This is a genomic window from Collinsella aerofaciens (assembly GCF_002736145.1).
GTDB classification, from domain to species: domain Bacteria; phylum Actinomycetota; class Coriobacteriia; order Coriobacteriales; family Coriobacteriaceae; genus Collinsella; species Collinsella aerofaciens_A.
The window spans coordinates 2,066,241-2,077,532 of sequence record NZ_CP024160.1; the positions used below are offsets into that span (position 1 = coordinate 2,066,241).

Here is an 11,292-nt window from a genome sequence, read left to right on the forward strand (position 1 = left end):
AAGCGCGCCAGCGACAAACCGAGGGCATCAACGATGTGCCGATCGCGGAATGAGATCTCGTAATAATTGACTCTCGGCCATATTATTGAGGGGCACGACTCGCTTTCGTATGGTTGTAGGTGCTGACGATGAACGACATTGACCTTGCTGTTCCGTTGATGGATGGACCAAGCTATGACCGTGCCTGCAGTCTCGTTCCTTCTGAATACGTTGAGGCATGGGAGTGGTTTCTGGGTGAGGAGCAGCGCGACGGCGTTTGGACCAGCCTTCCGCACCACACCAAGAAAGATAGCCCTCAGTATCAGTATCGTTTGAGAATTGGCTCGGACTTCTTTCCCGTAACGCGGGATTCAGGGATCTTCTGGCCGGGCCAGGATCGGGTGAAGCAAGACCCAAATAAGATCTTTGCGCTTTCGGTCCATAACTCTAAAAAGAGCTTCTACACCGATGTGCCTCCGCTCTATTTGGACGATGGTACGTGGGTCATTAAGTACTCGGTTCAAGCGCCGGGTACCGTTGGTTTTCGAGACCAGAATTACAACCGTAAAATGCTCAACTGCATGGAATGTGGCGTTCCAGTCGGAGTCATATTTGCAACCGAGGTGGGCTATAAGGTGCTCGGCCTTGCGTTTGTTGAGCGGTTCGAGCCCGAAAACGGATGGTTTGTTCTGCACGGTCCTGTTCATAAAGGCGGACCGGACCATCGTTTTGCGCCCGATATGAGTTACCTGAAGCGCATGCCCGTCGATATTGAGTTTGCCGGACAGGGTGCGACCGACGACGAAAAGGTCCGCTATGCGTTAAGGCGCGAGCGATTGGGGCAGCAATGGTTTCGCAAGCAGCTCGTTGCTGCCTATGACGGCCGTTGCGCGGTGTCGGACTGCGGCGTCAGCGAAGCTCTGGAGGCTGCACATATCGAGAATTACTCGGGACCCAAATCGCAGGTTGCCAGCAACGGCATTCTGCTTCGGCGCGACCTTCATTCCCTATTTGATGCTCACCTGATTTCGTTTGAGCCTGTTAGCGGCGAATATCGGCTGTGCGGATCGTACCTGCTGGATAAGACCGACTACGCTTCCTTTGCGGGTGCGACGCTAAGGCAGCCGAATGAGCGTCAGTGGCGACCCAATACGGTGTTTCTTGAGGCCCATCGCATTGAGTTCGATCGCTCGGAAAAGAAGCGTGAAAAGGCGGGGCTTCTGCCGTATTAGCGTATTTGGCTTTGGCATTCTTTGACGATCGTGTTGTTTGATCGGATCGCGTGGCGATGCAATCTCGCGCACGCCCGCCGGTGCATGCTCTTCCTGATTTGCATAGCGAGAGGGGAGCGTGTATGAGCTGGCGAGGCGATATTGCGATGGGGAAGTACGGAAAACTGCCGTGTGCCCTTATCGACAACAATATGTTTCCGAGCGTAGAGGTTGATTTCGGGTCGTTTGTCGTCGCCTGCCCTTGCTGCGGCTCGCAAATACCGTGTCTCGACATTCGGTTCATCGATGCGCGCGACAGACTCAGCGACGAAGTGAGAAAACGGACAGGCGTTCATATGCCGGTGTATCCGGAGAAATGCCCTGTTTGCGGCCTCGATATCGTGTATGACGTTTGCGACGAGGGATAAGTGATGCGGAGGAGCTGGCTGTGAAGGCATCTCCTATCCCTACAAATAAACCCCCTCACCGAGTTGCCTGTGGAACTCGGCGTGATGGTCGCGTGCCCAAGTAAAGAGCGCCTGGTCAAAGTCGGTGCGCGTGGCCGGGACGCCAAAGACGCCGGCAACTTCGACGCGCACAAACTCCAGTGCCGGCAGCTTGTTGATGGCGGTGAGGGCAAACGGGGACGAGGGCTCCTCGAACAGATAGCGGCTGCCTTGCAGCGCGTCGCAACTGGTGCACGTGTTGCCGAGCGACGGGGCTTTGGAAGTTCGCGCGCCTACGGGCTTGTAACCGCAGCGCTTATGAAGGTAGTCGCGGATCTCGCCCGGCACGCAGCCAAGAGCGGGCACGATGGCGAGTGCGTTGGCGTTGGCCGTGTCGATGGCAATGTGCCCGGCTTCGTTGGGCGCGTGCGCGATGGCGATGCTCTTGTCGTTATCGGTTCGATAGGGAATGCCGAAGGCCGCGACCGAGGTCTCTTTGTGACACTTCCAGCACTCGCGCTTGCCCAGTACTAGATATATATACGGCGCTGAGGGGTTGGATCGGTCAACACCGGGCAGCCACTCGGCAAAGGGCTCGGGGTTGACGCCACTGGGTACATACCAGATCTTCTTGGTCCGGTCCCATTTGGCGCCCAGCGCCTTGGCTTCTTCTTTGTGCGAAAAGGGGACATCGAGCTCGGTGCGCATGGCGGCTCCTTGGTGCTGCAGGTGCAAGTGGCTCAAGGATACCGCAGGGCGCAGACATCGCGGCGTTTTGCTGAGAAGTTGCGGTGCGGGCTGATTGGTTATGCCGATGGATAGATCGGCAAGTAGATGGTCGGCTTTTGGCCAGTTGGGCGGTTGGAGCAGCTTGCGGCGCAGTTTTGTGCCTGGCTATTGTTGATGTTGGGGTATTGAGTTTGTTTGGCTGCCATTCGTCAGGTGAATTGATGTTACGTTGCGATGACGGTTGGAGCTGCCAGCGGATTTGGCGGCATAAAACAAAACAGCTCAGAGGACATAGCCTCTGAGCTGCGAACATTTGGTGGGCGTTAGAAGATTTGAACTTCTGACCTCTTCCGTGTCAGGGAAGCGCTCTCCCCCTGAGCTAAACGCCCGATCAAGGGTGCGCAAGTGCGCAAGGGATAATATAACGGAGCCTGAACTCGGTGGCAAGAACATTTTTAAAAATGCTTACATTGTGGAATACGGGGGCTTTGTCATATCCATTTCAAAAGAGCCTGCTGCCGCGATTTGGCTGTCGCATAATGCAAGGCCATTGCGGTATCGAGCTATGGAAAGACGCCTGCGGAATTGTCCTACCGATAAGCGGACAAGCCTCCAGCTGGTGCCTTCGCCGTGGTAAGGTAAGCCGAATTGTTTCCAGGCCGTTTCGGGGGAGTGGAATGAGCAAAGAGCGTGTCGAGCAGGTCGAAGGCGCAGGGGCTTCGGTGCCGATGACCGATATATCGAACATTGATGTGCCCGAGGGCACCGATGAGCTCAGCCGCAGCACCCGCCGTGCCTGGCGCGAGCGCCTTAACGATGCGTCGTCGCGCAAGATGGCGTTGGGCGTGTTGGCTACGCTGGTGGGCGGTTCGTTTTGGGGCTTCTCGGGCACCAGCGCGAGTTTTCTGTTCGATACCTATCACGTCGACACCTTGTGGCTTATGAGCGTGCGCCAGATTCTCGCCGGTCTACTCTTTATGGCCGTGGTTGTTACGCGCGACCGTGAGCGCCTGATTAAGCTCTGGACCACACCCGCCGATCGCAAGCAGCTGCTGCTCTTTACCGCCTTTGGCCTGTTGTTCAACCAGTTTTGCTATCTTTCGGCCGTGCGCCTGACGAACGCCGGAACCGCGACGGTGCTCCAGTGCCTGCAGCTCGTTATCATCATGGGCTACGCCTGCGTGACCGATCGCCGCAAACCGCGCATGCGCGAGGTTATCGGTATCGGCCTGGCCCTTGGCGGCACGTTTTTGATCGCCACCGGCGGCGACCCCACGAGCCTGAGCATCTCGCCGCTCGGTCTGGTGGCGGGTCTTATGTGCGCGGTGAGCGCCACCTGCATGGCGGTGATTCCCGCCAAGATTCTGCCCGAATACGGCAGTCCCATCGTCACGGGCTCGGCAATGCTCACGGCGGGCGTGATCTCATGTGTCTTCGTGCAGCCCTGGGCGCATGTGCCGGCACTCGACGCTGCCGGCGTCGAGGCGCTCGCGGTGTTCGTGGTTATCGGCTCGTTTTTTGCTTACATGCTCTATATGCAGGGCGTTAAGGACATCGGCTCGGTGCGTGCGAGTCTCATCGGAACCGTGGAGCCCGTCTCGGCGACCATCACCAGCGCCGTTATGCTGGGCACGGTGTTTTTGCCGACCGACCTTATCGGCTTTGCCATGATCATCGTGATGATGTTCCTCACGGTGTAGCTGGCGCCGCTGCCAAGACGGAAAAGGTGTTGTGCCGCATTTTCGCCAATTGATGTCCGTGTCTGGAGTTTAGCTGTCGATGCTCAAAATGCCATAAACTAGTAACGTTATGGACTTTTTCATTGCGACTCAATTGCGAGGATTTCTTTATGGCTGGTAATCACTTTAAGGGCAGCGATAGCGGCCGTCCTGCAGTTCCGCCGCGTCCGAACGGGGCTGGTAAGGCCGGCACGCCGGGCGGCGCTGGACAGGGCGGTTCCGGTAAGCGCGTGTCCCCGGGCGAGACAGCGATGTTTACCGCTCTGTACGAGCAGTCTCAAAAGGCAAAAAAGACCGGCCGTGCAAGAGGGAATGTCTTTGCGGGCGGTGCAACCTCCACGTCGCAGCCGAGCGGGGCTCCTTCGGTACCCGCGAACAACGCAGGTGCTGCCAACGCCGCGAATGCCGCCGGCAACGTTAATGCCGACAAGGCCGCCAACAATACTCCCTCTGCCGGTGGCGCGGGGCTTACGGGTAACCTTGGCACGATTTACACCGGCGCCTCCGAGACTGGCACGTTCGCCCGCCTGGATGATAGCGGTGCCGAGTTTGCGGGCTCGGGTTCCAAGGAAGATTATTACGATTTTGGTTTGAACTACGGTGGCGACGCTTCGCCGAGTTCGACCTCTGACGGTCTGGTCCGTCATCGCCATCGCAAGGGCGAGCGCAAAAAGCGTCACACCGGCGCCATTATTGCCGTTGTAGTCGCGGTGCTTCTCGTTGCGCTTGGCGCAAGCGGCTTTATGCTGCTTAACTCGGCAAAGACCGTAAAGAGCGAAGCGAAGGAGGCTGTCGAGATCGTCGGTGGCCTTAAGGACAAGGTCACGTCGGGCGATTTTTCGACGCTGCCTGACGACGCGAAGAAGATCGATGAGCTCTGCGACAGCATGAAGGCGGAGACCTCGAGCCCGCTGTGGACGGCGGCATCGTTTATCCCGGTGTATGGCAGTGACATCAACGCAGCCCGCACCATGATCGACGCCCTGTCCGATGTCTCGAGCAACGCGCTGGTTCCCATGGCCGACAACCTTTCGCAGGCCACGCCCGGCAAGCTGTTCCAGGACGGCATGATTAACGTGTCCGCGCTGCAGGCGGTCGCCGATTCGCTTTCCAGCAGCTCGAAGGTGTTCAAGAGCGCCAACGAGAAGGTCCAGGGCATTGGCGATACTCATATTTCCCAGGTGACCGAGCTGGTCGATAAGGCCAAGGACGGCTTTGCCACCCTCAACGGTGCGGTTGACGCGGCGGAGAAGGTCGCCCCCGTCCTTCCCCAGATGCTTGGCGCCAACGGCCAGACGCGCAACTACCTTATGTACGCCATGAACAACGTCGAGATTCGTGCTTGCGGCGGCTTTGGCGGTTCGCAGGGCCTGATTTCGGTCACTGACGGCCAGATGTCGATTGGCGAGTTTGTTCCCCGCATTGGACTCAGCGAGGATGAGGCAGTCGAGAGCGTCGACGAAGAGGATGAGGCGCTGTTCGGCAACCACAGTAACCTGTACAACTCGGGCAATACCTATTCGCCTGATTGGCCCCGCAACTCGCAGCGTGTCGCCGCGCTGTGGAAGTCCCAGTATGGACAGGACGTTGATGGCGTCATCGGTATCGACCCGGTGTTCCTGCAGTATCTGCTGGGCCTGGTCGGTAATGTCTCGCTGCCCGACGGAACGGTTGTCGACGGCACCAACGCCGCAAAGGTCCTCATGCACGATGTGTACTGGAACTATCCGGTCGAGGAGTCGGACGGCATCTTTGCATCCGTCGCCAGCGCTGCCTTCGACAAGATCCTTGGCGGTATCGGCGATGTCGATGTTACGAAGCTTGTCAGCGCCGTTGAGCGCGGTGCCGAAGAGGGCCGCCTGATCGCGTGGATGAGAAACGATGATGAGCAGAATGCCATCAAAGAGACGGGCATTGACGCTTCGCTGCCCGATCCGGATGACCCGAGTGCCGATCCTGTTGCCGGCGTTTACTTTAACAACCTGAGCTTCTCCAAGCTCGACTGGTACCTGAACGCCGATACGCAGATTGGCCAGGGCATCAAGAACGGTGACGGCACGTGCTCCTATCGCATCACCGTTACCCTGACGAACATCATGACGCAGGAGGAGGCTGGCAAGCTGCCCGACTACGTTGCGGCGAGCGCACCCGATGCCGCGCGTGACGACGAGCGTCTGAATGTCTCGTTGTTTGCCCCGACGGGCGGCAACATTACTGATCTGACCGTCGAGGGCACCCAGTTTGGTCTTGGTGCCGCTACGTGGCATGGAATCCCCTTCTATTCGGGCACCGTTGACCTGCATGCTGGCGAGACGACGACGATCACGTATACGCTGACCACGTCGGCCGAGGCGGGGGACAAGCCGCTTACGCTGCGTCAGACTCCTACATGCCAGGCGGCTCGTGACAGCGCGTCGGCGTAGGGTTTTTCTGGTAGCGCAGATAATCGAGTACCATTTTGGGGCGGACAGGCAATCTGTCCGCCCCTATTTTGTAAGGAGAGCGCATGAAGTACTTTGGCACCGACGGCTTTCGCGGTGAGGCCAACGTTGGGCTGACGGTAGAGCACGCTTATAAGATTGGCCGTTTTGTGGGCTGGTATTACGGCGCCAATCGCAGTGCTAAGGCGCGCGTGATCGTGGGCAAGGACACACGTCGCTCGAGCTATATGTTTGAGGCGGCGCTGGTGAGCGGCCTGGTCGCGAGCGGTGCGGACGCCTACATGCTGCACGTGATCCCCACTCCGGGCGTGGCGCATCAGACCGTGGAGGGCTGCTTCGATTGCGGCATCATGATCAGTGCGAGCCACAACCCGTTTTGCGATAACGGCATTAAGCTCGTCAACAGCGACGGCTTTAAGATGGACGAGGACGTGCTGGAGCTCATCGAGGACTATATCGATGGCAAGAGCGAGGTGCCGCTGGCAACGGGCAACCACATCGGTGCCACGGTGGACTACATGCAGGGCCGCAACCGCTACATTGCTTCGCTCATCGCCAGCGCGAACTTTTCGCTGCAGGGCGTCAAGATCGGCATCGACTGCGCCAACGGCTCGGCGTCCTCGGTGGCCAAGCCGGTGTTTGACGCGCTCGGCGCCGACGTGCGCGTGATCAATGCCGCGCCCGATGGTTTTAACATCAACGTCGACTGTGGCTCCACGCATATGGAGCGCCTGCAGCGCCACGTGGTGGAGCAGGGTCTGGACGTGGGTTTTGCTTACGATGGCGATGCCGACCGCTGCTTGGCCGTGGATGAGCGCGGGCGCGTGGTCGACGGCGACCAGATCCTGTACGTGTGCGGCGTGTATCTGAACAAGCACGGGCGACTCTCGGGCGGTACCGTGGTGCCGACGATTGCCAGCAACTTTGGCCTGATCAAGTCGTTGGAGCTTGCCGGTCTGAGCGCCGTGACCAGCGGCGTGGGCGACCGTCACGTGTATGCCAAGATGCGCGAGGGCGGTTACAGCTTGGGCGGCGAGCAGACGGGCCATACGATCTTTGGCGATATCGAGCGCACGGGCGACGGCATTATGACTTCGCTGCGCGTGATGGAAGTGATTCGTGCCGAGCGCGAGACGCTCTCGCAGCTCACGGCTCCGTGCAAGCTGCTGCCGCAGGCGCAGGTGGCCGTGCACGTGGCGGACAAGGACGCCGCGCTCGAGAACATGGGCGTGCAGAACGCCATCGCCGAGGCCGAGGCTGCGCTGGCAGGCGAGGGCCGCGTGCTTGTGCGCAAGAGCGGAACCGAGTCTGTGATTCGCGTTTTGGCCGAAGCCCCCGACCAAGCCGCCGCCGACGCCGCCATGAAGCGCATCGCCAACGCGCTCGAGGCTCTGTAGTTACGCGGTTTTACCAGTCATTGGGGACGTTCTTAAACGACTAGGTGGAAAGGGGACGATGCGGATTGGTTCCGCGGCGTCCCCTTTGCGTTGGCGTGTCGGTTATGCCTTACAGCTCGTAGAGCGTGGTGAACTTGTCCTGCAGGTAGCTGCAGTAGTAGCGGGCATCGAACGCCATGCCGCACGCACCCTTGATGAGCTCCGGCGCGTCCTTGGCGCGGCCCCACTGCCAAATGTGCTCGCCCAGCCAAGCGCGGACGGGCGCCAGATCGCCGCTCGCGCAGGCACCGGTAAGGTCGACGCCGTCGCGGCACATGGCCGGCACAAACATGGCGTCGTAGGCGCTGCCCAGCGCATACGTGGGGAAGTAGCCAAACGAGCCACCGCTCCAGTGCGTATCCTGCAGGCAGCCGTGCGTGTCGTCGGGAACGGGAATGCCCAGGTACTCATCCATAAAGCGATTCCAAAGCGCGGGGATGTCCTTGGCCGTGGCCTCGCCGGCAAACAGCATGCGCTCGATCTCGTAGCGCACCATAACATGCAGCGGATAAGTGAGCTCGTCCGCCTCGGTGCGGATCAGCGACGGCCGTGCGATGTTCACGGCATGGTAGAGCGTATCCTCGTCCACACTGCCATAGACCTCGGGCGCGTGACGGCGCAGCACCTCGAGCAGCGGGCCCATAAAGGCGCGGCTGCGACCCACGGTGTTCTCGAAAAAGCGGCTCTGGCTCTCGTGGATGCCCATGGAAGTGCCGCCCTCCAGGCGGGTGCGCGCATAGGCAGGATTGACGCCCAGCTCGTACATGGCGTGTCCCGCCTCGTGGATGATGCTGTAGACGTTGGAGATGCAGTCGTCCTCGTAGATGTGCGTCGCGATGCGCGCGTCGCCCACGGCAAAGCCCTCGCTAAACGGGTGCTCGGTAAAGGCAAGCGTGGTGTCGTTCAGGTCCAGGCCGACGAGCTTCATAAGGTCGAAGCTCATGGCGCGCTGGGCGGCCTCGGGCACGCGGGCGTGCAAAAAGTCGGCAGCGGGCTGCTGGCCGCGCTCGCCGATGGCGTGCACGAGCGGCACGACCGTCGCCTTGACCTCATCGCAAAACGCATCGAAGCTCTTGGCGGAAAGGCCGCGCTCGTACTGGTCGAGCCAAACATCGTATGGGTCGCGCTTGGGGTCCATGAGCTCGGCCTGATGCTTAAGTTGGGCGACGATTCTATCCACATAGGGCTCAAAGCTCGCCCAGTCATTGGCCGTCTTGGCCTTGTGCCACACGGCGTCGGCCTCGCAGGTGAGCCTGGTCCAGGCCTCGGCCTCCTCGGTGGGAATGACGCTCGCTTCGCGCTGGTCGCGGCCGAGTACGCGGATCTCGTCGAGCAGCTGCGGGTCGTCGATCTTGCCGCCGGCGACGGTTTCGCGTGCCAGCGAGCGCACAAGTTCGACAGACTTTTCGCTGGTCAGGAGCTTATGATGCTCGCCGGCAAGGGTGCCCATGGCGTCGGCGCGCGCTGCGGCGCCGTTGGCGGGGGCAATGGTCGCGCCGTCAAACTCGGCAATCTTGAGCAGGTACTCGCGGGTCCACAGCTTGCCCTCGAGCTTGCGGAATTTTTTGACGGCCTTATCGACCTTCATGCTTTTGGGCGTCTTGCCCGCTGCGGGCTCGGCCTTCTTATCGTGCTTCTTTCCCATACCATATCCTTGATCTCGCGAACCGAGCGCCACGGATGGGCGCACGGCCAGTTTACACAGCTACCTGCCTTGTACCCAGCACGAACAAAACGGAACGCGGCGATATGCCCAAACAATGTGGTATCCTGTAGCCCAATGCGTTGACGGAGAGGGTTTTGCCCGCCGCGTCGCCGGCAAGAGAGGGAAGGTCATGGGCTGTAAGCCTTCCTGCGGTGGCAAGGGCCAAGCGTTCACTCCCGAGCAGCGACCTCAACGGGCACGCGGCCGGCGGCGGCGATGTCCCCAGTAGGGAAGCCGTGAGCCTCGCGACAAGGGGCAAAGAGTGGGCGCGGCGGGCCAGACATCCGCCGGGTCAAACAAGGTGGTACCGCGGAATTCAACCGTCCTTGGGCAATGCACATGCCCGAGGACGGTTTTTTGTTACCGAACCGGGCCGCGTTTTCGCAACGTCAGACGGCGGCAGCCGCCTCGGCAAGCGGGGAGCGCGAGAGACGAAAGGGAAGACATGAGTCTGATTGATGATCTGGTCAAACTCGAGGAAGAGGCCAAGGAGCTCGTCGCAGGCGCCGACGACGCCGCAAAGCTCGAGGCCGCGCGCGTTGAGCTGCTCGGCCGCAAGGGCCGCATCACCGGCCTGATGCGCATGATGGGCAAGCTCGCCCCCGAGGATCGTCCCGTGATGGGCAAGCGCGCCAACGAGATGCGCCAGCTGATCGAGGGCATGCTCGACGAGCGCACCACCGAGATGAAGGCCGCCGCCCTCAAGCACGCACTCGAGCACGAGGCCGTCGACATCACGCTACCGGGTATCCGTCCGCAGATCGGCCACCAGCACCTGATCAAGCAGATCATCGAGGAGGCCGAGGACATCTTCTGCGGCATCGGCTACACCGTCGAGTCTGGCCCCATGGTCGACACCTCCTATTACAACTTCACCGCGCTCAACGCCCCCATGGATCACCCGAGCCGCTCGGCCCGCGATACCTTCTATGTGGTCGACAACAACCCCGGCAGCGTCGCGCACCCCGAGGCTCACGCCCACGGCGAGTCCGACGTGCTGCTGCGCACCCAGACCTCGGGCGTGCAGATCCACACCATGGAGTCGCAGAAGCCGCCCATCTACATGATCTGCCCGGGCACCGTCTACCGTCCCGACACGGCCGACGCCTGCCACCTGCCGCAGTTCAACCAGATCGAGGGCCTGGTCGTCGACGAGGGCATCACCTTTGGCGATCTTAAGGGCACGCTCGACTACTTTGTTAAGTGCATGTTTGGCGAGGACCGCAAGACGCGTTACCGCCCGCACTTCTTCCCCTTCACCGAGCCGAGCTGCGAGGTAGACGTGAGCTGCCACGTGTGCGGCGGCAAGGGCTGCAACTTCTGCAAGCACAGCGGCTGGATCGAGATTCTGGGCTGCGGCATGGTCGACCCCAACGTCCTGATTAACTGCGGCATCGACCCCGAGAAGTACACCGGCTTCGCCTTTGGTATTGGCGCCGAGCGCGTCGCGGCCCTGCGCTACGACCTGCCCGACCTGCGCACGCTCATGACAGGCGATATGCGCTTCCTGAACCAATTTTAGGCTGCGGCTTGCCCAAGCACGGCACCTCGGCGCTCATTCGTCGCTTGCGTACCAAAGTACGCGGCGCTCCTCTTTCGGGCCGAT

General features: G+C 60.5%; 8 protein-coding genes and 1 tRNA gene. 6 read left to right on the top strand and 3 right to left on the bottom strand.

Annotated features, from left to right (window positions below; all coding sequences use genetic code 11):
* Positions 1 to 128: 128 nt before the first annotated feature.
* Together CSV91_RS08960 and CSV91_RS08965 are read left to right on the top strand one after the other, a co-directional pair.
* Positions 129 to 1,211, top strand: coding sequence for an HNH endonuclease (locus tag CSV91_RS08960; protein WP_099432602.1), 1,083 nt, complete (start codon positions 129 to 131; stop codon positions 1,209 to 1,211).
* A gap of 122 nt (positions 1,212 to 1,333) precedes the next feature.
* Positions 1,334 to 1,618, top strand: coding sequence for a hypothetical protein (locus tag CSV91_RS08965; protein ID WP_099432603.1), 285 nt, complete (start codon positions 1,334 to 1,336; stop codon positions 1,616 to 1,618).
* A gap of 39 nt (positions 1,619 to 1,657) precedes the next feature.
* Here the strand turns inward: CSV91_RS08965 and CSV91_RS08970 are convergent, their stop codons facing one another.
* Positions 1,658 to 2,344: a DUF5710 domain-containing protein gene (locus tag CSV91_RS08970; RefSeq protein WP_099432604.1), complete on the bottom strand. Its 687-nt coding sequence runs from the start codon at positions 2,342 to 2,344 to the stop codon at positions 1,658 to 1,660.
* A gap of 335 nt (positions 2,345 to 2,679) precedes the next feature.
* Positions 2,680 to 2,754, bottom strand: a tRNA-Val gene (locus CSV91_RS08975).
* A gap of 288 nt (positions 2,755 to 3,042) precedes the next feature.
* Here CSV91_RS08975 and CSV91_RS08980 point away from each other — a divergent pair.
* The 3 genes from CSV91_RS08980 to glmM all read left to right on the top strand — a co-directional run bounded on the left by CSV91_RS08980 (position 3,043) and on the right by glmM (position 7,942).
* Positions 3,043 to 4,065, top strand: a complete 1,023-nt coding sequence (locus CSV91_RS08980; RefSeq protein WP_172622479.1) for a DMT family transporter — start codon at positions 3,043 to 3,045, stop codon at positions 4,063 to 4,065.
* 149 nt (positions 4,066 to 4,214) lie between these two features.
* Positions 4,215 to 6,527 (top strand): DUF4012 domain-containing protein, encoded by a 2,313-nt coding sequence (locus tag CSV91_RS08985; protein WP_099432605.1) that lies wholly within the window; start codon positions 4,215 to 4,217, stop codon positions 6,525 to 6,527.
* Positions 6,528 to 6,610: 83 nt separating this feature from the next.
* The gene (gene glmM, locus CSV91_RS08990; RefSeq protein WP_099432606.1) at positions 6,611 to 7,942 is read left to right on the top strand and encodes a phosphoglucosamine mutase; all 1,332 of its coding nucleotides are present in this window, start codon (positions 6,611 to 6,613) and stop codon (positions 7,940 to 7,942) included.
* 109 nt (positions 7,943 to 8,051) lie between these two features.
* Here the strand turns inward: glmM and CSV91_RS08995 are convergent, their stop codons facing one another.
* Entirely contained in the window at positions 8,052 to 9,626 is a 1,575-nt protein-coding gene (locus CSV91_RS08995; protein ID WP_099432607.1) for a carboxypeptidase M32, read from the bottom strand.
* A gap of 505 nt (positions 9,627 to 10,131) precedes the next feature.
* Between CSV91_RS08995 and pheS the strand changes: the two genes are divergently transcribed.
* Complete coding sequence (gene pheS / locus CSV91_RS09000; RefSeq protein ID WP_040359117.1) at positions 10,132 to 11,208, top strand: phenylalanine--tRNA ligase subunit alpha; 1,077 nt, start codon at positions 10,132 to 10,134, stop codon at positions 11,206 to 11,208.
* Positions 11,209 to 11,292 lie beyond the last annotated feature (84 nt).

Bases quoted from the DNA above. Each gene is read 5' to 3' on its own strand.
- CSV91_RS08960 (WP_099432602.1), top strand. From the start codon at position 129: ATGAACGACATTGACCTTGCTGTTCCGTTGATGGATGGACCAAGCTAT.
- CSV91_RS08965 (WP_099432603.1), top strand. From the start codon at position 1,334: ATGAGCTGGCGAGGCGATATTGCGATGGGGAAGTACGGAAAACTGCCG.
- CSV91_RS08970 (WP_099432604.1), bottom strand. From the start codon at position 2,344: ATGCGCACCGAGCTCGATGTCCCCTTTTCGCACAAAGAAGAAGCCAAG.
- CSV91_RS08980 (WP_172622479.1), top strand. From the start codon at position 3,043: ATGAGCAAAGAGCGTGTCGAGCAGGTCGAAGGCGCAGGGGCTTCGGTG.
- CSV91_RS08985 (WP_099432605.1), top strand. From the start codon at position 4,215: ATGGCTGGTAATCACTTTAAGGGCAGCGATAGCGGCCGTCCTGCAGTT.
- glmM (WP_099432606.1), top strand. From the start codon at position 6,611: ATGAAGTACTTTGGCACCGACGGCTTTCGCGGTGAGGCCAACGTTGGG.
- CSV91_RS08995 (WP_099432607.1), bottom strand. From the start codon at position 9,626: ATGGGAAAGAAGCACGATAAGAAGGCCGAGCCCGCAGCGGGCAAGACG.
- pheS (WP_040359117.1), top strand. From the start codon at position 10,132: ATGAGTCTGATTGATGATCTGGTCAAACTCGAGGAAGAGGCCAAGGAG.